This is a genomic window from Burkholderia sp. 4NA327C6, from assembly GCF_005502655.1.
GTDB classification, from domain to species: Bacteria; Pseudomonadota; Gammaproteobacteria; order Burkholderiales; family Burkholderiaceae; genus Burkholderia; species Burkholderia contaminans.
Genome location: NZ_SCNZ01000021.1, coordinates 1 through 26,956, shown reverse-complemented (window position 1 = coordinate 26,956; position 26,956 = coordinate 1). Strand labels below are relative to the sequence as shown.

At 65.5% G+C, this 26,956-nt stretch carries 18 protein-coding genes and 1 tRNA gene; 12 read left to right on the top strand and 7 right to left on the bottom strand.

The annotated features are described in order from the left end of the window. Positions 1–57: 57 nt before the first annotated feature. On the top strand, positions 58–789 hold the full coding sequence (locus FFS49_RS21430) for a GNAT family N-acetyltransferase (RefSeq protein WP_105818888.1): 732 nt from the start codon (positions 58–60) through the stop codon (positions 787–789). 21 nt (positions 790–810) lie between these two features. On the opposite strand, the gene FFS49_RS21425 is transcribed toward FFS49_RS21430, so the two are convergent. After that, positions 811–1,209: a lysozyme inhibitor LprI family protein gene (locus FFS49_RS21425; protein ID WP_105818889.1), complete on the bottom strand. Its 399-nt coding sequence runs from the start codon at positions 1,207–1,209 to the stop codon at positions 811–813. Positions 1,210–1,394: 185 nt separating this feature from the next. Here FFS49_RS21425 and FFS49_RS21420 point away from each other — a divergent pair, with 185 nt between their 5' ends. Beyond that, positions 1,395–2,354 (top strand): LLM class oxidoreductase, encoded by a 960-nt coding sequence (locus FFS49_RS21420; RefSeq protein ID WP_105818890.1) that lies wholly within the window; start codon positions 1,395–1,397, stop codon positions 2,352–2,354. A 299-nt stretch (positions 2,355–2,653) separates the two neighbouring features. Continuing rightward, positions 2,654–5,152, top strand: a complete 2,499-nt coding sequence (locus FFS49_RS21415) for a mechanosensitive ion channel domain-containing protein (protein ID WP_105818891.1) — start codon at positions 2,654–2,656, stop codon at positions 5,150–5,152. Between the two features lie 27 nt (positions 5,153–5,179). Here FFS49_RS21415 and FFS49_RS21410 read toward each other — a convergent pair whose 3' ends face one another. Beyond that, positions 5,180–6,010: a CerR family C-terminal domain-containing protein gene (locus FFS49_RS21410; protein ID WP_105818892.1), complete on the bottom strand. Its 831-nt coding sequence runs from the start codon at positions 6,008–6,010 to the stop codon at positions 5,180–5,182. A gap of 92 nt (positions 6,011–6,102) precedes the next feature. On the opposite strand from FFS49_RS21410, the gene FFS49_RS21405 reads away from it, so the two are divergent. The 8 genes from FFS49_RS21405 (at position 6,103) to FFS49_RS21365 (ending at position 18,339) form a co-directional block, all read left to right on the top strand. Beyond that, positions 6,103–7,224, top strand: a complete 1,122-nt coding sequence (locus tag FFS49_RS21405) for an HlyD family secretion protein (RefSeq protein WP_105818893.1) — start codon at positions 6,103–6,105, stop codon at positions 7,222–7,224. Continuing rightward, entirely contained in the window at positions 7,217–8,803 is a 1,587-nt protein-coding gene (locus FFS49_RS21400; protein ID WP_039358167.1) for an MDR family MFS transporter, read from the top strand. Before FFS49_RS21405 ends, FFS49_RS21400 begins: the two co-directional genes overlap by 8 nt. Before the next feature lie 13 nt (positions 8,804–8,816). Next, positions 8,817–10,304, top strand: coding sequence for an efflux transporter outer membrane subunit (locus FFS49_RS21395; RefSeq protein ID WP_105818894.1), 1,488 nt, complete (start codon positions 8,817–8,819; stop codon positions 10,302–10,304). Between the two features lie 309 nt (positions 10,305–10,613). Beyond that, complete coding sequence (locus tag FFS49_RS21390) at positions 10,614–12,149, top strand: catalase (protein ID WP_105818895.1); 1,536 nt, start codon at positions 10,614–10,616, stop codon at positions 12,147–12,149. 75 nt (positions 12,150–12,224) lie between these two features. Beyond that, entirely contained in the window at positions 12,225–12,836 is a 612-nt protein-coding gene (locus FFS49_RS21385; RefSeq protein ID WP_105818896.1) for an ankyrin repeat domain-containing protein, read from the top strand. Positions 12,837–12,915: 79 nt separating this feature from the next. After that, on the top strand, positions 12,916–13,386 hold the full coding sequence (locus FFS49_RS21380) for a VirK family protein (protein WP_105818897.1): 471 nt from the start codon (positions 12,916–12,918) through the stop codon (positions 13,384–13,386). A gap of 977 nt (positions 13,387–14,363) precedes the next feature. Then, positions 14,364–16,196: a S53 family peptidase gene (locus tag FFS49_RS21370; protein ID WP_039358153.1), complete on the top strand. Its 1,833-nt coding sequence runs from the start codon at positions 14,364–14,366 to the stop codon at positions 16,194–16,196. A gap of 451 nt (positions 16,197–16,647) precedes the next feature. Beyond that, entirely contained in the window at positions 16,648–18,339 is a 1,692-nt protein-coding gene (locus FFS49_RS21365; protein WP_105818898.1) for a DUF3300 domain-containing protein, read from the top strand. A gap of 94 nt (positions 18,340–18,433) precedes the next feature. Here the strand turns inward: FFS49_RS21365 and FFS49_RS21360 are convergent, their stop codons facing one another. Continuing rightward, positions 18,434–19,084 (bottom strand): pyridoxamine 5'-phosphate oxidase family protein, encoded by a 651-nt coding sequence (locus FFS49_RS21360; RefSeq protein ID WP_071332914.1) that lies wholly within the window; start codon positions 19,082–19,084, stop codon positions 18,434–18,436. Between the two features lie 313 nt (positions 19,085–19,397). Here FFS49_RS21360 and FFS49_RS21355 point away from each other — a divergent pair, with 313 nt between their 5' ends. Beyond that, positions 19,398–20,861 carry a PLP-dependent aminotransferase family protein gene (locus FFS49_RS21355; protein ID WP_105818899.1) on the top strand — a complete coding sequence of 488 codons (1,464 nt, stop codon included), beginning with the start codon at positions 19,398–19,400 and terminating at the stop codon, positions 20,859–20,861. A gap of 25 nt (positions 20,862–20,886) precedes the next feature. Here the strand turns inward: FFS49_RS21355 and FFS49_RS21350 are convergent, their stop codons facing one another. The 4 genes from FFS49_RS21350 to dnaG all read right to left on the bottom strand — a co-directional run. Beyond that, on the bottom strand, positions 20,887–22,437 hold the full coding sequence (locus tag FFS49_RS21350) for a phospholipase D family protein (protein WP_105818900.1): 1,551 nt from the start codon (positions 22,435–22,437) through the stop codon (positions 20,887–20,889). 258 nt (positions 22,438–22,695) lie between these two features. Beyond that, positions 22,696–22,771: transfer RNA gene (locus tag FFS49_RS21345), tRNA-Ile, on the bottom strand. Between the two features lie 127 nt (positions 22,772–22,898). Next, on the bottom strand, positions 22,899–25,325 hold the full coding sequence (rpoD, locus tag FFS49_RS21340) for an RNA polymerase sigma factor RpoD (RefSeq protein ID WP_137909896.1): 2,427 nt from the start codon (positions 25,323–25,325) through the stop codon (positions 22,899–22,901). A gap of 88 nt (positions 25,326–25,413) precedes the next feature. Continuing rightward, on the bottom strand, positions 25,414–26,956 hold a 1,543-nt coding region (dnaG, locus tag FFS49_RS21335), incomplete at its 5' end, for a DNA primase (protein WP_137951016.1).

The following is a 26,956-nucleotide window of genomic DNA, read 5'->3' as shown; positions in this document are numbered from 1 at the left end:
GCCCCGGCATTCCTCGTGCTGCTCCCCGCCACCTGACTGGAGACGCCTACCCACCGCATGCCCGACACACACGACTGGCTGGATATCGACTACCGCACGCTGTTTTGCCTGCATCCGGACCGCCGGATCGAACGCGAAAACGATCCCGACCGCTCGCCCGCTCCCCGCTTCTGGCTCGGCCGATGCGCGGACGGCAACCTGGCGGGCGTACGCGCCGACGTGCCTCCCGCTGTCGCCGACGCACTCGCGCGCCTGGCCAGCAGCGAACCGCCGTTGGCAAACCGCATGCAACCCGCGCATCTCGAACGCTATCTCGCGCTGCTCGCGCCCGTTCCGCACTGGAACATCGGCCTCGTCTACCCGCTGCCGCACGCACTCGATTTCGACACCGACGCGCGCGTCGCGCTGATCGACGGCGACAGTGACGCGGGCCGGCATCTGCTGCATGCGCTGTCCGCACGCGGGATGCCCGGCGGCCTGTTCTCGATGGGGTTTCGGAGCGTCGCCGACCTGTGGGCTCCGTGGTGCGCGGCCGTCGTCGACGGAGAAGTCGCCTCGGTCGCGTTCGCCGCACGGCTGTCCGACGTCGGTGCGGAACTCGGTCTCGCGACGGCCCCTGCGTTTCGGGGGCGCGGCCTCGCGGCGGCGGTGACCGCCGCGTGGTCGCGCCTGCCGTCGCTTCAAACGCGCACGCTGTTCTACAGCACCGACAGCGACAACCGCGCGTCACAACGCGTGGCGTCGCGCCTCGGCCTCACATTGCGTGGCACGACGCTGCGGGTGGGATAGTGCCGGGGCCGGCGCGACACCTCAACGAAAGGCTTCGATAGTCCTGATACGACGCTCGGTTTCGTCGACGAAGCAACTGTCGACTTCCACGAGCCCGAGCGTGCCGCCTGCATCGGGCTGCCGCGATTCCGCGCAGGCGGCATCCCGCGCCTTGAGCCAGCGGCGCTCGTCGTTGCGCAACCTCGCCTTGCCCTGCTCGTCCAGGTTCGCCATCTTCGTCTTGTAGACGGCATTCAAGCGCTTGTCGGCCGCTTCGTATTTCAGCGCCAGGCAATTGCGGATGTCGGCCGTGTAACCCGTTTGCTCGGCGGTCTTGCAGATAGCGGCGCGCTCGGCATCGTCCGCGAGCGCGTCCGACGCGACCGCGAAAAGCATCGCGCTCGCCGTCAGACCGATCGCCATGTGTTGAAGCGTGTTCATCCGGATTCGTTGTGTTCAATGACGGAAGGCACCGATTATGCACGGCCCGCTACCCGCATGACCTGCGTTGCCTCGACGTCGACCGGTCGCTGCGCACGCCGTGCCGCGCAACCGTCGTGCAAACACGCTAGCATTCGGACACGCAACGTCGCACGTTCGCTTCACGCCGCCGCCAAGGACTCGACATGACCACGCCCGCTCCTGCCCGCCCCGATGTCGCGCATCGCGTCTTTTCGGACGGACGGTTGTCGATCGGCCTCACGCTTCCGCTGCTTCGCACCGGCCATATCGTCGCCGACTTCGACGAGCAGCTCGAGCTCTCGGCGCTGGCCGACACGCTCGGCTTTCGCGCGCTGTGGATTCGCGACGTGCCGCTGAACAGCGCCGACTACCCCGATCCGGTCGGCCATCTCGACCCGTGGGTCCTGCTCGGCACACTGGCGTCACGCACGCGCCGGATCGCGCTCGCCAGCGGCGCGATCGTGCTGCCGCTGCGTCATCCGCTGCATATCGCGAAAGGCGCGCTGTCGGTCGCGACGCTGTCGGGCGGCCGCTTCGTCCTCGGGCTCGGCTCCGGCGACCGGCCGCCCGAATATGCGGCGTTCGGTGTCGACGCGCAGACGCGGCGCGACCGCTACCGCGCGCACTGGGACGTCGTCGCGGCCGCGCTCGGCGTGCCGTCGCGCGTCCTGCCCGACGAAGCGCCGCCCGATGCGCCCGAATTCACGCTGCTGCCGCGCGGCGCCGACGCGGTGCCGATGCTGGCGGTCGGCTCGGGCGGGCAAAGCGTCGACTGGATCGCACGGCACTCGATCGGCTGGATGACATACCACCGCGATCCGGACACGCAGCGTGCGCGCTATTCGATGTGGCGCGCGGCGGTCGACCGGCTCGCGTCGCCGGCCTTTCGCGCATTCGGCGTGTCGATGCGGCTCGATCTCGTCGCGGATCCCGACGCGCCGGCCGCCGCATTGCCGCTCGGCTATGCAACCGGCCGCCGCGCATTGATCGACATCCTGCGGGATATGCGCGCGTCAGGCACGCATCACGTCACGCTGAATCCGGGCTCGGACCGGCCCGTGCGCGAAGTCATCGAGGAAATCGCGGAACACGTTCTGCCGGTTTTTCACGACGAGCGAGCGTGATTCTGAAGGATTCCAGATTAATTCGATCCGACGCGTGCGCGGCTCATCGGTGTAGACGAGCAGGCATTACAAATGCCTTACGCACTGACGATTGAAACGACCCAACCTGTCCGACGGCCTGTAGTCTGTGTCGGACACATGACTGCGCAAACGCGCCGCAAACGCCCGCGCCGCGTCGGGTATGCCCGATTCGAATGGTCGTCGGTGGAACTATTCGGTTCCAATCGCAATCATGTTAACTTCCGTCCATCGTTCAGCCTGGCGGGCCGCGCGCCGATGCGCGCCCGCATGCCTACTCCATGCGACATTTCCTCCTCGGCTGGCTGCTGGCCGCCGTCGTCTCGGCCGCCCATGCGGCCGCTCCCGCCCCGGCCGCCGCGTCGGCCGCTTCCGGCACCGCGCCCGCGCTGACGCCGCAACAGGCGCAGCAGGCACTCAACGTGCTCGAAAATCCGCGCGAGCGCGCTCAGGTCGAAACGACGCTGCGTGCGATCGCGGCCGTCGGTGCGCTGAGTGCACCCGCGATCGCGGCGAGCGATGCAGCGGCAGCCAGCGCCGCGTCGGCCACCGCGACCCCGGCCGCACTGACCTCGAACGGGCTCGCATCGATGCTCGTCCGGCAGGGATCGCGCTGGACCATCGAAATCGGCGGCGCGCTGAAGGAGTCGCTGCACTCGCTGCTCGACGTCGGCTCGGTCGGCAGCTGGTGGCATGACAAGCTGGTGCGCGCCGACGAGCGCGCGGATCTTGCACACGCGCTCTGGATCATCATCGCTGTGCTCGTGCCTGCGCTCCTCGTCGAATGGTTCGCGAAGCGGCTGCTGCGACGTGCGCTGGCCGCGGTGGCCGCTCAGCGCGCCGACACGTGGCGCCGCACCACGCCCGAACCCGAACCCGAATCCGAGTCCGAGTCCGTTACACCCGGCTCCGCGACGCTCGATGACGGCAACGCGCGACCGGGCACGACCGCCCCGCCAGGCGCTCCCGACGCTCCCGCCGCCGCGCCCGCGTCGTCGCAAAGCCGCGGCCACGCGCGCCGCCAAACCACGCTGCTGCACCGGATGCCGCGCGCGCTCGTCAGCCTTGCGTTGCGTGCCGTGCCGCTGCTCGTGTTCGTCGGCGTCGCGAGCCTGACGATGTCGGTGATCGGCGATACGAGCACCCCGATCGAATCCGCGCTCGAAGCGCTGATCGACATCTACGTGATCTGCCGGCTCGTCACGATCGTCAGTCGGCTGTTCTTCCAGCCCGATGCGCGGCGATTGCGGTTGCTGCACATCAGCGACGCATGGGCCGACTTCGCGCAACGCTCGATCGCGCGGATCGTGATCGTGGTCGGCGCCTGCACGGCCGCTGTCGAGATCGCCGCGAACTTCGGCCTCAGCGACGCCGGTCACGTCGCGCTGCTGAAAGCCGTCGCGCTCATCGGGCACCTGATGATCTCGGCGCTGATCCTCCAGTGCCGCCTGCCGGTCGCCGCGCGAATCCGCGCGGCCGGCGACGATCGCCCGTCGTTCACGATGATCGCCAATGCGCTCGCGGACGCGTGGGCGCCCGTATCGGTCTTCATCGTGATGGCCCTGTGGTTCGTGTGGGCGCTCGACGTCCACAACGGCTACCGCGTGCTGATCACGCTCGGCGGCCGCTCGATCGCGGTGATGATCGGCATGCGGATCGTGTCGATCGTCGTGTTCGGCGCGCTCGCGCGGCTGTTCCAGGGCCGCGACGAAGATCGCACGCTCGTCCATGTGCACGCGTACCGCTACTACCCGCTGCTGCGCCAGATCGTGTCGGGCGCGATCGGCATCGTGACCTTCGTGCTGCTGCTGCAGATCTGGGGCGTGCCGATCTTCCGCGCGTTCGAAACCGGCACGATCGGCCACCGGCTCGCGTCGGCGCTGGTGACGATCGCGATTGCGGCCATCGTCGCGCTCATCGTGTGGGAAGCCGCGAACATCGCCATCGAGCGCCGCCTGCAACGATGGACGCGCGAAGGCAATCTCATGCGCGCAGCGCGCCTGCGCACGCTGCTGCCCATGCTGCGCTCGCTGCTGTTCGTGATGATCGCGCTCGTCGTCGTGCTGACGGGCCTCAGCCAGCTCGGCGTGAACGTCGGCCCGCTGCTTGCCGGCGCCAGCATCTTCGGCGTCGCGCTCGGCTTCGGCTCGCAGAAGCTCGTGCAGGATTTCATCACCGGGATCTTCCTGCTGATGGAAAACGCGATGCAGGTGGGCGATTGGGTCACGCTCGCCGGCGTGTCGGGAACGGTCGAGTACTTGTCGATCCGCACCGTGCGGCTGCGCGCCGGCGACGGGTCGTTGTACACGATCCCGTTCAGCTCGGTGACGACCGTCAACAATACGAATCGCGGGCTCGGCAACGCGGCCGTCAAGATCAGCATTGCCTACGGCGAGGACATCGATCGCGCGATCGCGACGCTGAAGGAGATCGGTGCCGCATTGCGCGACGATCCGAAGTACCGCGACGGCATCCTGTCGGACTTCAGCTACTGGGGTATCGACCAGGTCGACGGCGCGACGCTCGTGCTGTCCGGACAGATGCAATGCACGGACTCGACGCGCTGGAGCGTGCAGCGTGAATTCAACCGGCGGATCGCGGAGACGTTCCGCGAACGCGGCATCCGGATCGCCAATCCGCAGCGCAGCGTCGTTGCATACGCGGATGGATCGCGGCCTGTCGTCGAAGAGGCAAACGGCAGCAGCGGCGACAACGGCCAAGCTGCCGAAGCATCGGCCCGGCCGCCGTCGCCCGCCGACCCGGCGCGCAAGCCGGATTGACCGGCCGGTGCCGACGGCGCGCGGCGCTCAACGCGCGGCGGGCTTGTTCCGGCGCCCGGCGCCTTTCACGGCGGGCGGCGATGCCTTCGCCTTTGCGCTGCGCTTCTCCGCCGCGCCCTGCCCCCGCTTCGAGCGTTGAGGGCCGTCAGCCGATACGTCGCGCTGCGCGTGCCATTGCTCGAGCAGTACGCGCGTCTGTTCGGCGATCGTGTCGGTCAGCAGCGCCGCGCGCTCGCCTTCGAATGCCTCCCATTCGAGCAACTGCAGTGCCGAACGCTGCGCGATGTGGAATACCGTGATCTGCCCGAACAGGCTCAGCGCGCGCAACCGCGTGACAGGATCGTTGGCCGGCCGCCCCGAAATACGGCCGATCAGCTCGGCACTCACGTCGTTGAGCGGCTTGCGCATGCGCTTCATCAGGATCTCGCTCGCGCTCGCCGGCTCCTGGCCGCCTTGCTCGCGCACGAAGAACATCCGCTGGTTCATCGTCTTCGGCGCCGTAAACATCCGGTCTGCGAGCGCACGCAGCAGCCCGACGAATGCGTCGATCAGCGCGTCGACGTCGGCGTCCGCGTCGAGCATCGCCCACGCATGGCCGACTGCCGGTGCGAACACTTCCCAGCCGTTCTCCGCGATCGTCTCCACGCACGCGCGGTACACGCCTTCCTTGTTCTCGAAGTAGTACTGGAGCGCCGGCGCGTTCACGCCCGCCATCGCGGCGATTTCGCGTGTCGATGCCCCCGCGAACCCGCGCTCGCCGAACAGTTCGATCGCCGCCTCGATGATCCGCTGGCGCGTTTCGTCGCCGCGGGCGTAGCCGCCCGCCGACGTACGGCGCAGCTTCTTCGCTTCGTTCATGCCTTCCTCGTCATTCGATCGATCGACATTCTACTTGACACAATTTTATCAACTGGAATAATTCTTCCACTTGGAATAAATTGGACGCCAGCATGTCGACGCTGCAAGACTCGCCACAGAAAGCAAATCGTCAGGAAAACGGAACAACGCCGCGAAACGGCAACGGCACGAAGCGGCGCGTCCTGCTCGTCGTCGCCGTGCTCGCGGCCATCGGCGGTGCAGTCTGGCTCGGCCGCTGGTGGACGGTCGGCCGCTTCATCGAAAGCACCAACGACGCGTACCTGCAGGCCGACAGCATGACCGCCGCGCCGAAGGTCGCCGGCTACGTGACCGACGTGTATGTGCGCGACAACCAGGCCGTGAAAGCCGGCGACCCGCTCGTGCGGCTCGACGTCCGCCAGTACCAGGTCGCACTTGCACAATCGCTTGCGACCGTCGACGCGCGCCGTGCCGACATCGCACGCGCCGAGGCCGACATCAGCCAGCAGCATGCGAATCTCGAGCAGGCCGACGCACAGGCGAAGGTGTCGCGCATCAACGCGCAGCACGCCAGCGACGAATACGCGCGCTATGCGCCGCTCGCCGCGACGGGCGCGGAAACGCACGAACGCGTGGCCGACCTGAAGAGCACGCGCGATCAGGCGGCCGCGACGCTCGCCGCGAACAACGCGTCGATCGCTGCCGCCCGCACGCAGATCGCGTCGTACACCGCGCAGCTCCAGCAGGCGCGCGCACAGCTCGAAGCCGCACAGGCCAGCGCCGCCCAGGCGCAGCTCGACCTCGACAACACGATCGTGCGCAGCACCCTCGCCGGCCGCGTCGGCGATCGCACGGTGCGCGTCGGTCAATACGTGCAGCCCGGCACGCGCCTGCTGACCGTCGTGCCCGTGGACGCGATCTACCTCGTCGCGAACTTCAAGGAAACGCAGATCGGCAACATGCGCATCGGCCAGCCCGTCGAACTGCACGTCGACGCACTGCCGGACGGCGCGCTGTCCGGCGTGGTCGACAGCTTCGCCCCCGGCACGGGCGCGCAATTCGCGCTGCTGCCGCCCGAGAATGCGACCGGCAACTTCACGAAGATCGTCCAGCGCGTGCCGGTGCGCATTCGCCTCGCCGCGAACGCCCGCGCGCAGCGCATGCTGCTGCCGGGGCTGTCGGTGACGGTCGACGTCGATACGCGCTCGGCCCGCGACGAGACGCATCATGGCTGAGCCGTCCGCCACGATGCCCACGCCGCCGCACGAAGGCCGCGCGAGCGTGACCGACTGGATCGCGGTCGCGGCCGGCGCGCTCGGCGCGCTGATGGCGACCCTCGACATCTCGATCACGAACTCCGCGCTGCCGCAGATCCAGGGTGAAATCGGCGCAACCGGCACCGAAGGCACGTGGATCTCGACCGGCTACCTGATGTCGGAGATCGTGATGATCCCGCTCGCCGCGTGGCTCACGCGCGTGTTCGGGCTGCGCAATTTCCTGCTGACGAACTCCGCGTTGTTCATTGCCTTCTCGATGATGTGCGGCTGGTCGCATTCGCTGCCGATGATGATCGCCGGCCGGATCGGCCAGGGCTTCACCGGCGGTGCGCTGATCCCGACGGCGCAAACCATCATCCGCACGCGGCTGCCGCTGTCGCAGTTGCCGGTCGGCATGACGCTGTTCGGCCTGATCGTGCTGCTCGGGCCGCTGTTCGGCCCCGTGCTCGGCGGCTGGCTCGCGGAAAACGTGAGCTGGAGCTGGTGCTTTTTCCTGAACCTGCCGGTGTGCCTGTTGCTGATGGCGCTGTTGATATTCGGGCTGCCGTCGGACCGCCCGCAATGGCATTCATTCCTGAACGCGGACTGGCTCGGGATCTGCGGTCTCGCGATCGGCCTGAGCTCGCTCACCGTCGTGCTCGAGGAAGGCCAGCGCGAACGCTGGTTCGAATCGCAGATGATCGTCACGCTGAGCGTCGTGTCGCTTGCCGGGATGATCCTGATCGCGTTGTCGCAGATCTTTGCGAAGCGGCCGATCATGCGGTTGTCGCTGATGCGCAACCCGCGCTATGCGAGCGTGATCGTGATCGTGTCCGCGGTCGGTGCCGGGCTGTATGGCGTGTCCTACCTGCTGCCGCAGTTTCTTGCGATCGTCGCCGGCTACAACGCGGAGCAGGCGGGCGCGATCATGCTGCTGTCGGGGCTGCCCGCGTTTCTCGTGATGCCGATCCTGCCGCGCCTGCTCGGCAAGGTCGATTTCCGCATTCTCGTGATCTCGGGGCTGCTGCTGTTCTGCCTGAGCTGCATGCTCGACATCAGCCTGACTGCGCAAAGCGTCGGCCACGATTTCGTCTGGTCGCAACTCATCCGCGGCGTCGCGCAGATGCTCGCGATGATGCCGCTCAACCAGGCATCGATGGCAGCCGTCGCACGCGAAGATTCGGGCGATGCAGCCGGGCTCTACAACATGGCGCGCAATCTCGGCGGCTCGATCGGGCTCGCGATCATCGGTACCGTGATCGACCGGCGCACGACCTTCCATACGGCCGCGCTCCGCGAATCGGTGACGGCGAACTCGCTGATCGGGCAGGACCGGCTGTCGGCCTACGCGGCCAACTGGTTCTCGCACACCGGCGATCTCGCGTATTCGAACATGCGCGCGCTCGGACAGCTGGCGCAGCAGATCCAGATCCAGGCCGTCGTGATGACCTATTCCGAAACCTTTTATCTGCTGGGCCTCGCGCTGCTCGCCTGCGTGCCGCTCGCGCTGCTGCTGAGAACGCCGCGCGGGCCGCAGCCGATGTCGTCCGGCCACTGAACCGTCTTACGCGATGAAACCCTTCTCCCTGCCCCGCCGCCCTGCGCTCACGCTGTGCGCGGCCGCGTGCCTGCTCGCCGGCTGCACGGTCGGCCCCGACTACCGCGGCGCGCCCGCCGCACCGGATGCGCCGACCTTCGTGCGCGCGCCTGCCACCGGCGTCGACCCCGCTGCGCCCGCGCCGAGCGCATGGTGGCATGCGCTCAACGATCGCCAGCTCGACGACCTGATCACCGCCGCGCTCGCGTACAACCCCGATCTGCACGCGGCGCAGGCCCGCTTGCGCGCCTCGCGCGCGCAGCTCTCGCAACAACGTGCGGCCCAGTTGCCGAAGTCGTCGGCCACCGTCGCCGCCATCCGCATGCGCGAGCCGGACGTCAGCGCGCTCGGTTCGCTGCTGCCGTCGAACGGTTCGAGCCAATCGAGCGGCACCTCGCCGTCGCTGGGTGGCTCGGGCCCGCTGCAGCTGTATTCGGCGGGCTTCGACGCAACCTGGGAAATCGACCTGTTCGGCGGCACGCGCCGCGCGGTCGAAGCAGCATCCGCGCAGGCGGAAGCGGTCGATGCCGATCTCGCCGACACGCAGGTGTCGATCGCGGCCGAAGTTGCGAATGCGTATGTCGACCTGCGCGACCAGCAGCAGCGGCTTGCGCTGTCGCGGCGCACCGCCGAGTTGCAGCAACAGATGCTCGAACTCACGCAGCAGCGCCGTGCGCGCGGCGTCGCGGCCGACGTGGATCTCGAGCGCCTGACCACACAGGTCGAAACCACGCGCGCGTCGCTGATCCCGCTCGATGCTCAAGTCACGGAGTCGCTCGACCGGCTGGCGATCCTGACGGGCCGCGCGCCCGGTGCACTCGACGCAGCACTGTCGACACCGGACGCGCCGCTGCCGACACTGCCCGGCAGCGTCGCGATCGGCGATCCGGCCACGCTGCTGAAGCAGCGCCCCGACATTCGCGCGGCCGAACGCCGGCTTGCATCGAGCAACGCGCAAATCGGCGAGCACGTCGCCGATTATTTCCCGAAGGTGACGCTGCTCGGCGATCTCGGCTTCAGCGCGACCGACCCGGGCCACCTGTTCCGCAAGCAGAATTTCACGTGGGTCGGTGCGCCGTATCTGCAATGGAACATTCTCGACTTCGGACGCACGCGCGGCGCGGTGCGCGCGGCCGAAGCGTCACGCGACGAAGCGGAAGCGAATTATCAGAAGGCGGTGCTCGGCGCCCTGCAGGATGCCAACACGGCGTTACAGCGTTACGGGCACCAGCGCGAACACGTCGTTGCGCTCACCAAGGTGCAGACGTCGGCCGTGCATTCCCGGGCGCTGATGGACGAGCGCTATCGCGCGGGCGTCGCATCGATGATCGACCTGCTCGATACGCAACGCGAAGCGCTGTCCGCGCAACAGAACGTGATCGCCGGGCAGGCCGAGCTGATCAAGGACTACGTGTCGCTGCAGAAGAACCTCGGGCTCGGGTGGCAAGCGGGCGCGGGTTGATGCCGAGTTGATCGGTGCCGCACGGCCGGGTTGGTCGAGGCTGTTGCGGCGCCGATACGCGATATGCGAATCGCAAGACTTCAATGCGTCCACGTTCGACGCTCACGGCCCGCTTCACGATGCGCGACGCAACAACCCATTGCGCACGCAACAATATTCATCGTCCGCGCCGATGAAAACGGCGCTCACGCCACATCGACGCCGCCGCTATCGGAAACATATCCAATATCAATTAGCCAATCGTCTGACGATCTCTTCTAATTCAGTCGGCTTCCCCACCATCGATCGGATTCAAGGAGTTCCATCGTCATGTCCTCATCCTCCCATCGCGTGCTGAGACACGCAATCGCTGCGATCTGCGTTGCACTTTCCGCGTCCCCCCATGCTGCCGAACTCACGCGAGACACGGGTGCCCCCGTCGGCGACAACGAGAATTCGCAGACGGCGGGCCCTGCCGGCCCCGTACTCCTGCAAGACTCCGCACTCATCGAGAAACTGCAGCGCTTCGATCGCGAGCGCATTCCTGAACGTGTCGTGCATGCACGCGGCACCGGTGCATTCGGCGAGTTCGTGCCGACCGCCGACATCTCGAACCTGACAAAAGCGAAGGTCTTCACGCCCGGCACCCGCACACCCGTGTTCGTGCGCTTCTCCACCGTGATGGGCTATCGCGGCTCACCTGAACAGGCGCGCGATCCGCGCGGTTTCGCGGTGAAGTTCTATACGCAACAGGGCAACTGGGACATGGTCGGCATCAACTGGCCCGTGTTCTTCATTCGCGACGGCATCAAGTTCCCCGACTTCGTTCACGCGAACAAGCCGAGCGCCGTGACTGGCGTGCAGGATCCAAACCTCGCATTCGACTTCTTCGCGCATACACCCGAAGCGACGCACATGCTGACGATGCTGTACACGAATGCGGGCATGCCCGATTCGTATCGTCACATGGACGGCTTCGCGGTGCATGCGTTCAAGTTCGTCAATGCGCACGGCGACGTGCACTACGTGAAGTTCCACTGGAAAAGCCAGCAAGGCGTGCACGGGCTGCGTCCGCAAGAGATCGACGCATCGATCGGGCGCGACTGGAACATGATGACGAACGACCTGTACGGCGCACTCAAGCAAGGCGACTTTCCGAAGTGGGATCTGTACGTGCAGGTGCTCACGCCGCAGGACCTGAACCGTTTCGACTTCGATGCGCTGGACGACACGAAGGTGTGGGCCGGTGTGCCCGAGCGCAAGATCGGCACGATGACGCTGAACCGCGTGCCCGACAACTACTTCCAGTCGACCGAGGAATCGGCATTCGCGCCGTCGCGGCTCGTGCCCGGCATCGAACCGTCCGAAGACCGGATGCTGCAGGACCGGCTGTTCGCGTACGCCGACACGCAGATGTACCGGCTCGGCGCGAACTACATGGACCTGCCGATCAACCGGCCCGTCGTGCCGGTGGTCAACAACAACCAGGACGGCAAGATGAACGCCGGCGACCGCAAGGGCGAGGTGAACTACGAACCGTCCACGCTGCATGAACTCGCACCGGATCCGCAGTACAAGTCCGTTCGCACGGCGCTCAACGGCACGACGCAGCAGGAAGCCATCCACAAGAAGCTGAGGTTCCGCCAGGCAGGCGAGTACTACCGCGGCCTGTCGCAGCAGGACAAGGACGACCTGATCACTGCGCTGTCCGGTGATCTCGGCAAGGTGACGAACGCGCACAACCAGTACGCGATGCTGTCGTACTTCTACAAGGCCGATGCCGACTACGGCACGCGTCTCGCGCAGGCCGTTCACGCCGACGTCGGGCAAGTGCAAGCGCTCGCCGCAAAGCTGAGCGAGAACTGATCCCGCGATTCAGGTTGCCGTCGACGTGCGGGGTTGTACCACGCACGTCGACCCTCCCCCCATCAGGACATCTTCATGCAATCCAAACGCCTGACACACGCGATCCGCGCGACCGCAACGGTCCTGGCTCTGGCCGCGATCACCGGTTGCGCGCACCTTCCCGACCAGCCGGCATACTCGCCGGCCGACCCTGCCGCGCTGCGCCGCTACGACGGCGACTGGTTCGACGCCGCCCGTGTCGGACGCGTCGACATCCTGCGCGCATTGCACGAAGCCGGCTATCCCGTCGATGCCACCGACAGCCACGGCTATACGGCCGTGATACTCGCGTCCTACGACGGCCAGCCCACCGCACTCGACTACCTGCTGTCGGCCGGCGCCAACGCGTGCACCGGTGACCGTCACGGCAACACGGCGCTGATGGGCGCCCTCTTCAGGAACGAACCGGACATCGCGCGGCGCCTGATCGATACGTCATGCCCGATCGACCAGACGAACGGTGCCGGAGAAACCGCGCTGGGATTCGCCACGCTGTTCAATCGTTTCGACCTGATTCCGCTCCTCGTCGCGCGTGGCGCGAATCCGAATCACATCGATCGGCGCGGCCAGTCGCTGCTGCAGCTCGCGCGGTCGCACGACAACACGGAAGCCGTGGACGCGCTGCGGCATGCAGGTGCGAGGCAGTAGCCGCCGTGACCGAACCGTCTGAATAATGCCTGCGCACCGTGCTATCGTGCCCGTGGTTTCATCGCACGGAGACAGGAAAATGCTGAATCGCTTCGCCATTGTTCTTGTTGCCGCGGGTGCGGCAACCAGTCTCGCGGCAACAGCCGCGAGCCCCCAGCCGGACAACGTCAATTCGTATCGACAGTTGCGCACGCGGCTGTTTGCCGGCGTGACCGTGACTGCAATCTTTTCACCGACCCAGTGCCAGAACGCGCAGCCGGCTCAGGCGAAGGTAACGGTGCCCACCGTATCGGGCGCCTTCGCGATACGCGACTTCATGGAAGTCGGTGGCAATACGCTCGCATTCGCCAATCAGCACCTTACCGTCCAGCCCAGCGGCTCGCCGGTACTGGAGCTGATCCAGTACCGCGTCATGCAGGATGAAAGCGCGACGGTGACTGTGCGCTCGCTTTCACCAACGACGTATCAGCCGGTCGCGCCGGCCCAGGTCTTCCAGTGCACGCTCGGCGACGGCCTCCGTTTCGCCTACACAGGGCGCGAGCACGACTGACGAAGGAGATACGTAGAGAACGTGAAAAATTTCGCCTGAAAAGCAGGAGTACTACGAAACAGGACAATGCGCGGGACAGGAAATCTGTTTCGTGCATCGCCCGCGAGCCCCCGAGGTATCAGAAAAAATCGTCGAGCAGCCGGTAGAACGCGATCCGGCCCGGATCGGGCTGACCGATTCCATACCGGGCAAAGAAAGGCGCGACCCACGTCAGGTTCGATCCTCGTTGACTCGGCCGACATGCGTAACGTCGGACACTTCGCGACTTCATGCTTCGCGTGCCGCCGCCCGCTGATTGGGCTTTCTCCGGCACGCCCCTGCAATTCGAGTCCCGCCTCGAACCCGATCGGCGAATTGCACCCATTACGCATCAAACCAGAAACGATCGGCAAAACGAATTCCGAATTACTTTCTTTGGTGGCCTCGAATATTACAAAACACCGCCAATCTTTTCAAAAACATTTCACATATTCGCTTTAATTTAGTTTCATATAATCAAAAAAAGTTTGACACCTCGCTTTCGTTCTTGATACCGTCCGATGCAATCTGACGAATTGCTCACGACACAACCGCTTCCGCTCCACGTTTTTCGCTTCCGCCGCACCGCAGTGCTCGCCGCCGGCTGTATCGTTCGCGCGCCGGCGCATGCAACATCCCGATGCATCTCATTGGACGACTGCCATCCGGCAGCGGGCCGAAGGACCGAATAAAATGAGCAGGACAACGAAACTGTTGCTCTAGCAATCCCGCCCGCGTCACGTCCGGCGCAGTTGCGTCGCGTCGAGGCGCAGCCTTCCCGTTACCGCGTTTTCCGTATTTCGCCCCCGGAGAAAAAACACCTTTCCGGATCGGGCGAAAGGCCCTGTCGCGTCCGTGCCATCCGCATGCGTGCGACAGAAATCGGCGGTGCATGACCCGCATCGCTGTCGACCGTTGTTGTTCGTGCTGTTCGATGTTCAACCGGAGGGGTAATTCAAATGAATCAGGTTGCAGACAAGAATCAAAAGCACAATCGCTTCGTCAAACTCGCATTCGCCGCCGCAGCCGCCGCATCGTTCGGCATGGCGACCGCCCACGCCGCGCCTGCGGCCGGCTGGACGGAGACGCACACCAAGGGTTTCCTGCCGCTCGTGCAGCAAAGCGAAGCCGGTACGGCCGGCGCGCCCGCCGCAAGCACGGCCGCCGCTGCAGCAGCAGCCGTCGAGATGGCGCCGGGCGAATCGGTGGACATCGTGCTCGGGCTGAACCTGCGCAACGAGGCGCAACTCGACCAGTATCTGCACGACCTGCATACGCCTGGTTCGCCGCACTACCGGCAGTTCCTCACGCCGGCGCAGTTCGCGGCGCAATATGCGCCGACCGACCAGCAGGTCGCCTCGGTCGTCGCGCATCTGCGCAAGGAAGGCTTCGTGAACATCGTAGTCGCGCCGAACCGTCTGCTGGTTTCCGCGTCGGGCACCGCGGCCACCATCAAGTCCGCGTTCCGCACGACGCTCAAGCGCTTCACGCGCAACGGCCGCAGCGTCTACGCGAATACCGACGCCGCGCAGGTGCCGAATGCGATCGGCGGCGTCGTGGGTTCGGTGCTGGGCCTGCAGAACGTCGAACTGATGCATACGGGCGCGGGCAGCCAGCCGCAAGGCAACACCAGCAACCTGGCGATTCCGGCCGGCGCGTCGGCGGTGCCGCACAACCCGACCGAATTCTCGTCGATCTACGGCGGCGACGGCACGCCGACCGCCTCGCAGACCACCGTCGGCATCATCTCCGAAGGCGACCTGTCGCAGACGGTCAGCGACCTCAATACGTTCGCCGCAAACAACAGCCTCGGCACGATCAGCAGCAGCATTGTGAAGACGGGCCCGTCCGGCAGTTCGTACACCGACACCGACGGCACCGTCGAATGGAACCTCGACAGCCAGTCGATCGTCGGCGCGGCCGGCGGCAGCGTGAAGCAGGTCGTGTTCTACGTCGCGCCGTCGATGACGCTCACGGCGATCACCGCCGCGTACAACAAGGCCGTAACCGACAACGTCGCAAAGGTGATCAACGTGTCGCTCGGCGTGTGCGAATCGTCCGCGAACAGCACCGGCTCGCAGGCCACCGACGACACCATCTTCAAGCAGGCAGTCGCGCAGGGGCAGACCTTCTCGGTATCCGCCGGCGACCATGGCGCGTACGAATGTGCGAGCGGCACGCCGTCGCGCTCGACCTACACGGTGAGCGAGCCGGCAACGTCGCCGTACGTGATCGCGGTGGGCGGCACGACGCTGTTCACCAATACGTCGACCAACGCCTACAACAGCGAGATCGTCTGGAACGATCCGAGCTGGCAGCCGGGCACCGTGTGGTCGACGGGCGGCGGGTACAGCAAGTACGAAGCCGCGCCTGCTTGGCAATCGTCGAGCCTCACGGGATCGACCAAGCGCGCGCTGCCTGACGTCGGCTTCGACGCTGACCTGCGCACCGGCGCGATTCTCGTCGTCAACGGCCAGACGTCCGACACGCTGTGGGGCTCGGGCTACCTCAACAACGAAGGCGGCACGAGCCTCGCCGCGCCGATCTTCACGGGCATCTGGGCGCGCTTGCAGTCCGCCAACAACAATGCGCTCGGGTTTCCCGCGTCGAGCTTCTACAAGTACTTCCCGAGCAACGCGGCCCTGTTGCACGACGTCACGTCCGGCAACAACGGCAGCGGCACCTACGGCTACAAGGCGAAGGCCGGCTGGGACGCGACGACGGGCTTCGGCAGCGTGAACATCTCGAAGCTCAACACGTTCATCCAGGGCACGTCGGATTTCGCACGCTGATGGATCGATGACTGCTCCGGTCCCGCATGCGCACCGCAGCGCATGCAGGGAACCGGAAGTGATCGCTTGAACAACCCGCGAGGGCCGCAAGGCCTTCGCGGGTTTTTTGCGTTCCGCTTACTGTCGCGGAGCAGCTCCCGGTGCGACGACGCCCTCACCGACCTTGCAATCGTTGCGCAAGCAACTTTCATGTTCATTACCCCGGCAGCACCGCCCGCTTACGAACTGCAAGGCACACACACTGTTACACAACACGCAGACAACTTACGTGCGTGTCGTGCGTTTAACTGGGTATATCGATTCGTCGCGGAACGACCACCATGCGAACACGGCCTCACCGCCTGCCCCGGTCGATGCCCCCGGAGCATGCGACAACGGTCGCGATACCGGGCTCAAGCCGGTCGCGCGGCCCGCGTGCCTGCCAACGCCGACACAACACCGAACGAACAACATGAACAACACACGTGCACACCGCCCCGTCAGAACGCTGATCGCGTCGTCCCTCATCGTGTCGCTGCTCGGCCTCTCGGCCTGCAACAGGAACGGCGACAGCAGCGCCGCCACTCCGGCCAGCGACGCGAGCGCGGCCGCGGCGGCGCAGCCCGCGTCGGCACCCATTGCCTACACGCCGCCGACTGCCGACCAGCTCTACCAGATGGTCGCGCCGATCGCACTGTTCCCCGACAAGCTCGTCGCACTCGTGCTGGCGGGGGCAACGTACCCGGACCAGGTCACGGCCGCCAATAACTGGGTCACGCAGAATCCTTCGTTGAAGGGACAGGCACTCGCAACCGCCGCCGATACGCAGCCGTGGGATCCGTCCGTCAAGGCATTGACCGCGTTCCCCGCGGTGCTGTCGCAGATGGCGTCGAATCCGGCCTGGACCACGTCGCTCGGCCAGGCGTACTACAACGATCCGACCGACGTGATGAACGCGATCCAGGTGATGCGCCAGCGCGCGCAGACGTCCGGCCATCTCCGCTCGAGCGGCCAGATGCGGGTCACGCAAGTCGCGCAGGCCGCACCGACCGGTTATACCCCGGCTACCGATGCGCCCGTCGTCTACGCCGGGCCGGCGATCGTGCCGCCCCCCGCGCAGGCCATCGAGATCGAATCGGCACAGCCGGAGGTCGTCTATGTCCCGTCGTACAACCCGACGGTCGTCTACGGCGAGCCGGTTTCGGCCTACCCCGGCTACGTGTACCGGCCGCCTTCATACAGCACGGGCGAAATCGTTACCGCCGGCGTGATCACGTTCGGCGTCGGCATCGCCGTCGGCGCCGCGATCTTCGGGCACCACGACTGGGGCTGGCATGCATGGGGCATGAACTGGGGCGCACCTCGTCCGGAAGGCCCCGGCTGGCATGGCGGCTGGCAGCGCCCCGCGGTGGTGTACAACCACACCACGTACGTGTCGAAGTCGACCACCGTGATCAACAACATCACCAACATCCGCAACACGCGAATCACGAACAACTACGGCGGCAACGTCACCAACAACACGACGAATACGACGATCGAACGCAACACGATGCAGCCGGGCGCAGAGCCGATGCGCGGGCAGGCCATGGAGCAACACCCGGGCGCCGTGCCGATGACGATTCCGCACTTCGGCGCGAACGACGCGCGCCCCGGCGCGCGGCCGTCGCCGGACGCGTTCGCGCAGAACCGGGCGAATGAACTGCATGCCGAAGCACCGGGACAACATGCGCCCGGTGCGATGCGCGAGGAGCGGCAGCAGGCAATGCAGCAGGAGCACACCGCGCAGGAAAATCGTGCAGCCGCCCAGCAGCAGCAACAGCGCAACGAGGCTCAGCAGCAGCGCGACACGATGCAACAGCGCAACGCCGTACAGCAGCAGCAACGCGAGGAAATGCAGCAACACAACGCAGCGGAGCAACAGCAGCGCGAGGCGTTGCAGCAACACGATGCGGAGCAGCAACGGCAGCGCGAAGCCATGCAGCAACGCAACGAGACTCCGCAGCAAGTGCATAAAGAGGCGCCACCGCACAACGAAGCGCAACCGCGAGAACACGCGGCACCGCAACCTCGGCAACCGGCCCCCGAGCACGCGCCCGCACCGCATCCGCACCCTGCGGAGTCGCATCCGCCGCACGAGACGCATGAGCATCGCACCGAGTGAAATGCACGCCGTGACGGCAGCGCGGCATTCGCACTGCCGGCCGGCAAGAACGCGTCTCGTTGCCGTGCGAAGCCGCACGGCCTTGCCGCGCAACTTACTCCTCCCAGTTCCGGACATAATCCGGTACCGGCACGTTGCCCTCGGCAGGGACCGGCGCACCGCGCGTCATCTTCAGCGGCAGGATCCCCGTCCAGACAGCAAGCGCGAGATCTTCTTCCTTGTCGGACGGCATTGAATCGCTGACTTTTACCGCTGCTTCCGCAAGCGCAATTCGCAGCACGCTGGTCGCATTGATTTCCTTCTCGTTGCCGGGCCGCGCGGCATGCTTGCGACCGGGCGCGATCTTGTCCATCAATGCATCCAGGGCCGCCAGCTTGTCCGCACTGCCCTCCACCGTCTCGAATCGCCCGTAGATCACCGCGGATCGGTAATTCATCGAATGGTTGAAGGCCGACCTGGCCAACACGAGACCGTCCAGCAACGTCATCGCGACCGAAGCCTGCGCACCCGCCGCCAATGCCTTGATCATCCGGCTACCGTTCGACCCGTGAATATAGAGGTCATCGCCCCGTCTCCAGTGCGCGGTCGGGATACAGTGCGTGTCCTCGCCCGAACCGAATGCGATGTGGCACACGTAGGCCTCGTCCACGATGCGATGAAGCATCTCGCGATCGTGGCTCGCCAGTTCCGGCAGGCGGCGGATGGTGGTGCGGGACGTGGGGGAGATGACGGCCTGGTCTTTCATGTTTCGTTTTCCTGTTTGCGCGCCCTTGCGCGCATCGAGCAGCCCACGTTTCGGCAAAGCACGGGCATTCACTCCAAATATATTTGCACTACGAAGTTAATAGAATCGAACGCAAGAGCTTCCACTCGCGTATGACCTGTCGATCATCCCATCGACAGTCGCTTGCCAAATCGATCAAAATACGCGCGTGCCGCTATCCGTGACGATCGCTGGACATGCCCGCGCACGGGCCAGCACCACGTGAACGTGAACGATACGACGCGCGTCGAATCTTCAAAAGAACCAGCTCAACGAAAAATTCTGGAACCAGCCCATGGATCTCGCGCTGCTCGTCTCATCGCTTTCCAGACAGCACGGCTCGACGCGCCACAGCCAGCAGGAAGCCCTCTACCGGAGCCTGCGCAACCTGCTGCTGGACGGGCACATCCCGCCCGGCACGCGGCTCGTGTCGACGCGCGTACTTGCGGCCGAGCTCGGTATCGCGCGCAATTCGGCGGTCTATGCGTACGAGCGCCTTGCCGAGGAAGGCTTCGTGGCGGCCACGCGCAACGGGACGATCACGCAATGGGACGGGTGCGGCCGTTCCAGTGCAGGAATCGAACGCGGCCCGGCCCCGGCTCGATTGTCCGAGCGCGTGCACGGGCTGGAGAACGTCGATCCCGAACCCGAACGCATGTTGCCGTTCATTCCCGGCCTCCCATCGCTCGACGAATTCCCCGTTGCCCAATGGCGCCGTTGCATCGAGCGCGCGTGGAGAGCCGTCAAGCCCGCGCAGCTCGCCTATGGCCCGGTCGAAGGGCTGCCCGAATTGCGGCGTGCCGTGGCCGCCTACATCCGGGTCTCGCGCGGCGTGCGCTGCGAAACAGGCCAGGTATTCATCACCGACGGCACGCAAAGCAGCCTCGAACTGTGCGCACGCATGCTGGCGAATCCCGGTGAATATGGCTGGCTCGAGAACCCCTGCTACAACGGCGCCCGAACCGCATTCCGGTCGACCGGCCTGAAGCTCGTGCCGATCGAGGTCGACCACGAAGGAATGGCGCCAACCGACGAGCAGTGGCACACCCGCCCGCCCAGGCTGATCTATACGACACCGTCGCACCAGTACCCGCTCGGCGCACTGATGAGCCCCCGGCGGCGCGCGGCGCTCGTCGAGCACGCACGGGCGTGCGGTGCGTGGATCATCGAGGACGATTACGACAGCGAGTTCCGCCACGGCGGCCAGCCGCTGCCCGCGATCCAGGGCCTCGATGCCGACGCACCGGTCTGCTATCTCGGCACCTTCAGCAAGACGATGTTTCCCGCCCTCCGGCTCGGCTTCATGGTGGTTCCGCCGATCCTGGTCGACCGCTTCACCCGCACGCTGCGCGAACTCGTCCATCGCGGCCACTCGGCCGATCAACTGGCGATGGCCGAATTCATCGACACCGGCCTCTTTGCGCGACACCTGCGCAGGATGAGGACGCTGTACGCCGAACGGCGGCGCAGCCTCGAAGCCGCACTCGCCCGCCACCTCGGCGCCGTGCTGAGCGTTCGCGAAAGCCCGGGCGGCATGCATCTTTCGGCGGATCTCGCGATGCCGCTGCACGATACCGACGTCGCCCGCGCCGCAGCCGCGCATGGCGTGCTGCTTCAGCCGCTGAGCAGCTATCGGGTCGGCGACGGCCGGCCGTACAACGGCTTCGTGCTGGGATACTCGGGGCTCAGCGACACGACGATCGAGACCGCGACGATGCAGTTCGCGGCCGTCATCGAGCAGCACGGCCGCACGCGTTGATGAATGCCGCGCGCGGCATCGTCGCTCACAGTTGCGACTCGATCGGAAACAGCCCGAGAAACCAGACTTCCATGCGGCGCGGGGCGGACACTTCCGGTTCGTGATCGAGCTCGGTGACCGTGCCGTCCGAATCGGTCTGAATCCACTTGAGCCGCCCGTTGCCCGCCGGATCGGGCTTCAATTCGACCCGCCACGCGATGCGATCGAGCCGCGCCTCCAGATCGTTGGCCACCTGCGACGCAATCGCCGGACTCTCGCAGTAAACGCCGATCTCCGTGTTGAGGTTCAGCGAGCGCGGATCGAGGTTCATCGAACCGATGAAAATGTTCTTGTGATCGAACACGTAGGTCTTCGCATGCAGCGACGCACGCGACGACCCGATGATGACCTGCTTCGAGATACTCTTGTCACCCGACGGCCGCCGCTCGTATAGCCGCACGCCGGCCGCCACGAGATCGCTTCGGTAGTGCCGGTAGCCGGCATGCACGGCCGCGACGTCGGTCGACGCGAGCGAGTTGGTCAGCACCGTGACGCGCACACCGCGCGCCGTGAGCGCACGCAGCCGCTCGACGACCTCCCTGCCCGGCACGAAATACGGCGACACGATCAGCAGGTCATGTTCGGGCTGCAATGCGAGCGCCCGCAACTGCGGCATCAGGTGTCCGTCGCTGTCCTTCGGCGCATGTGCGATCTTCGATGGATCGTCGTACAGCACCGTCGCGTGCCCCCACGACAGTTCCGTACCCTGCCCATGCACGATCCGGTCGAGCCGCTGCCTGGCCTCGAGCACGTACGGATTGTCTTCCATGGCCCTCAGGTAGTCGCGCAACCGTTCGCGCTCGCGGTCCAGCCCGCCCGGCGCCGCGTCATGCCCGACCAGCGCGCTGATCGGATACGCGTACGGGGAATTCCAGAACGTATCGAATTCGGTCGAGATGTCCTTCACGACCGGGCCGTGAACGACGACGTCGAGATCGCCAAACTCCAGCATCGACGATGCGCCGAAATACTCGTCGCCGATATTGCGGCCACCGACGATCGCCGCCTGGTTGTCCGCGATCATCGCCTTGTTGTGCATGCGCCGGTTGACGCGCGAGAACTCGAACACGGTGCCGATTTTCTTGAACCGGCGCGTGGCAACCGGGTTGAAGAGCCGGATCTCGATGTTCGGATGGGAGCTGATCTCGAGCAGTTTGCGATCGTCCGCGTTCGTGCCGAGGTCGTCGAGCAGCGCACGGACGCGCACGCCGCGATCGGCCGCGCGGATGATCGCGTCGGCCAGTTCGTGCCCGGTCAGGTCGTCATGCCAGATGTAGTACTGAAGGTCGATCGAGCGATCCGCGCGATCGGCCAGCAACACGCGCGCATCCAGCGCATCGACCGGATCGGTCAGCAGATGAAACGCGTCCTGCCCCGGATGCGTACTGGCCTGCTGCCGAAACGCGACACCCAGCCGCGTGTTGTCGGTATCGGTGTATGCGTGCGTCTGCGCGCGCTCGGCCTGCGGCGGCAGGCTCGCGCATGCAACGAGCGCCAGCAACGAAAGAAGCGCACCCCACGAACGCAGCATGGTCATGATTGCCGTCCCACTCCCGGCCGAAGCTGTTTATTTTCGCCGCCGGATGGATCGCGGGGCTGTCTGGTTTTCCTTCGGCCGCAACCGGTGTCGCGCGTGGAACGGCCGCGCTACAGCATACTTCGATTGACGGTCGCGCGGCACCCTCTCGGTACTTCCTGATCACCACATGAGTCACGCGTGCCCGCAAAGAAAAACCCGCGACGCATGAAGCCATCGCGGGTTTTCGGCATGCTACGCGAACGCGCGCATGAAATCTGGTGGGCCCGGCGGGGTTCGAACCCGCGACCAATCGATTATGAGTCGACTGCTCTAACCGCTGAGCTACAAGCCCTGATGAGAAGCGAAGCGTGTCACACGCTGCCCCGACGAAGAAGCCGGGCCGGCATTGTAACAACAAAGGAGAGAAACGCCACCGGCATCACGCGGATACCGGCGGCGTTCGCAAGAGACGCTGGAAATCAGTTCCCTTCGAGGAACGACTTCAGCTTGTCGGAACGGCTCGGGTGACGCAGCTTGCGCAGCGCCTTGGCCTCGATCTGACGGATCCGCTCACGCGTGACGTCGAACTGCTTGCCGACTTCCTCGAGCGTGTGATCGGTGCTCATCTCGATACCGAAGCGCATCCGCAGCACCTTCGCCTCGCGCGGCGTCAGCGAATCGAGCACGTCCTTCACGACGTCGCGCATGCTCGCATGCAGCGCGGCATCCGCCGGAGCGACCGTGTTGGTGTCCTCGATGAAGTCGCCGAGATGGGAATCGTCGTCGTCACCGATCGGCGTTTCCATCGAGATCGGCTCCTTCGCGATCTTCATGATCTTGCGGATCTTGTCTTCCGGCATCTCCATCTTCTCGGCGAGCGTTGCCGGATCCGGCTCGAGACCGGTTTCCTGCAGGATCTGCCGCGAGATGCGGTTCATCTTGTTGATCGTCTCGATCATGTGAACCGGAATACGGATCGTGCGCGCCTGGTCCGCGATCGAGCGCGTGATGGCCTGACGGATCCACCACGTCGCATAGGTCGAGAACTTGTAGCCGCGACGGTATTCGAACTTGTCCACCGCCTTCATCAGGCCGATGTTGCCTTCCTGGATCAGGTCGAGGAATTGCAGGCCACGGTTCGTGTACTTCTTCGCGATCGAGATCACGAGACGCAGGTTCGCCTCGGTCATTTCACGCTTCGCCTGGCGCGCCTTCAGTTCGCCGGCCGCCATCTGGCGGTTGGTTTCCTTCAGGTCCTTCAGCGGCAGCACGACGCGCGCCTGCAGGTCGAGCAGGCGCTGCTGCTGTTCGCGGATCGCCGGGATGTTGCGCGACAGCACCGCGCTGTACGAATGGCCTTCGGCCATGATCTTCTCGGCCCAGTCGAGATCGGTCTCGCTGCCCGGGAAGCGCGCGATGAATTCCGAGCGCGGCATGCCGCACTTGTCGACGACGATGTGCAGGATCTGGCGTTCGACCTGACGCACTTCGTCCACCTGCGCACGCAGCGTGTCGCACAGGCGCTCGACGGTACGCGCGGTGAAGCGGATCGTCATCAGCTCGCTCTGGATCGTTTCCTGAGCCTTCAGGTAGGCCTTCGACTTGTAGCCTTCCTTTTCGAATGCGCGGCGCATCTTGTCGAACCACTCGCTGATCTGCGAGAACTTCTCGAGCGACGCACGCTTGAGGGCTTCGAGCTGGGCGGCGTTGGCCGATGCCTGCGCGGCACCGTCGTCCTCCTCCTCTTCCTCTTCCTCTTCTTCCTCTTCCTCTTCGGCTTCCTCGTCCTCGTTCTCGATGGCTTCCGCTTCCTTCGCGGAGAAACCGTCGGTATCGGCGGAGTCCGAAGCATTCGGATCGAGCAGGCCGTCGACGAGTTCGTCGACGCGGATCTCTTCGTTCGCGACGCGTTCGGCCATCGCGAGGATGTCGGCGATCGTCGTCGGGCACGCGGAGATGGCCATCACCATGTGGCGCAGGCCGTCCTCGATCCGCTTCGCGATCTCGATTTCGCCTTCGCGCGTGAGCAGTTCGACCGTGCCCATTTCACGCATGTACATCCGGACCGGATCGGTCGTGCGGCCGAATTCCGAATCGACGGTGGACAGCGCGACTTCCGCTTCCTCTTCGACTTCATCGTCCGACGACGCGGCGGGCGCGTTGTCGTTCAGGAGCAGCGTTTCCGCGTCCGGCGCCTGCTCGTAGACCGCCACGCCCATGTCGTTGAACGTGCCGATGATGCCCTCGAGGGCTTCGGTCTCGGTGAAGTTGTCCGGCAGGTGGTCGTTGATTTCGGCGTACGTGAGGAAGCCGCGCTCCTTGCCGAGCTTGATCAGCGCGCGCAGTTTCACGCGGCGCTCTTCGAGCTCCTCGGCCGTACCCGGCGTGCTCGTCGCGAACGCTTCCTTCAGTAGCGCCTTTTCCTTGGCGCGACGATCGCGCACCTTGGATTTGCCCGGTGCAGCCGCTGCTGCTGCGGGCTGCTCGTCGCTCTGATTTGCGTCGTCTTCGACGGATACTTCGTTCAGCTTTTTGGTCATGGAGTTCGCCGTACCGGCTATATCGACTCGCGGCTGCTGGACGACAGCCGGTTGAACCGTGGGTGCATGAGTAGTACGTACTGCCGTTTCGTCCGCGGCGGCAGTCGTGTCCCTTGCGCTTTTCGCACTTGCCCGCTTCGCCGCCGGCTTGGCCGGCCCGGAGTCGGGTCTGGCGGCAGCCCGTGTTCTGGCTGCCGGCGCCGGCGCAGCCTGAGCAGTGCCGGCCGCGGTTTTCTTTCCTGCAGAAGCTGACGTGGCTGAAGACGTTGTCCTGGTGGAAGAAGCAGACTTGGCCGCTGTGACCTTTTTGGTCGGCTCCGTCGAGCCCTTGCCTGTTGCTTTCTTTCCGCCTGTCGTCTTTGCCATCGCGATTCTCGCCTTTGCTTGGAAAACAAACCGCTGGAAACCTTATATTATAGCACGCTGGGGAGCCCTCTCTAAGCTCCCCTGCCGCCTACAGCCCGAGCCGACGCTTCATGTCGGTTCGCTGCTGGTTCAATTCCGTCAATTCGGCCAATTCCTCGGGTGTGAAGGTGGATTGCCGCGCCAGCCTGTCAAGCCGGTCGCAGCAGGCGTCGTAACGCATCTTGAGCACCGCCGCCTGCAGTTCCTCCGCCGCGATCCGTTCCTGTTCACGCTGCCGCTCGGGCACCGTCTCGTCTTCCGGATTCTGTAACAGCAAATCACGGACGTTTTCATCATAGTCCAGAATTTCGCGGAAGATTTCCTCGTAAGTCGCTCCATTCGAGGACGTCCGCAGCACATCCGACAGCAGCCGGAACTCCGCGCCGTCGCCCAGCGCGCGCGCATGATCGACGACTTCCGCGAACAGTTCGCCGATGCGCGGCAACGCGCGCAGGGTCGCCAGTTGCTCATCGTCGAGCTGCGACGCGATGCGCGGATGCATCACCAGCGTGCGCAATGCGCGCTTTTCGCTGTCCGTCACGCGGCGCCGCTCGCTGCGCGCAGGCGCCTGGCGCGGCGGTGCCGCGATCCGCGTATCGACGTCGGACAGCCCCGCAACCTCTTCGAACGGAATGTCGAGGCGGTCGGCGAACATGTGCATGATCTGCGCGCGCAACGCGTTCGCGGGGAGCGCCTGCAATAACGGCTTCGCATCGAACAGCGCCTTCGCGCGGCCTTCCGGCTGATCGAGCGCCTTGCCGGAAATTGCTTCGTTCAGCAAAAATTGTGACAGCGGCATCGCGCGCTCGACCTGCTCGGAGAACGCGTCCGCGCCGAATTCGCGCACGTAGCTGTCCGGATCGTGCTCGGCCGGCAGAAAAAGGAACCGGATCGTGCGGTTGTCCCCCGCATGCGGCAGGCAAGCCTCGAGCGCGCGCCGGGCCGCTCGCCGCCCGGCCGAATCGCCGTCGAAACTGAAAATGACCGTATCGGTCTGGCGCAGCAGCTTCTGCACGTGAATCGGCGTGCATGCGGTGCCGAGCGTCGCGACCGCGTTCGGGAACCCGAGTTGGGCGAGCGCGACGACGTCCATGTAGCCTTCGACGACCAGCACGTACTTGCGCTCGCGAATCGCGAGCCGCGCCTCGAACAGGCCGTACAGCTCGCTGCCCTTGTTGAACAGCGGGGTCTCGGGCGAGTTCAGGTACTTCGGCTCACCACTGCCGAGCACGCGGCCGCCGAAGCCGATCACCTGCCCCTTCACGTTGCGGATCGGGAACATGATCCGCTCGCGGAACCGGTCGTAGCGGCGCGCGACGCCCTGCGCATCGGTCTTCTCGCTGACGATCACGAGCCCCGCCTCGACGAGCGACTCGTCGCGATAGTCGGGGAACGCGGCTTCGAGGTTCTGCCAGCCGTCCGGCGCATAGCCGAGCCCGAAGCGCGCGGCAATCTCGCCGGTCAGGCCCCGGTTCTTCAGGTACTGGATCGCGACGGTCGCGCCGCGCAACTGCTTGCGGTAGTAGTCGCACGCGGCGGTCATCGCATCGGACAGTGCGGTTGCGACCGTCGCGATCCAGTACCTGAAGAAC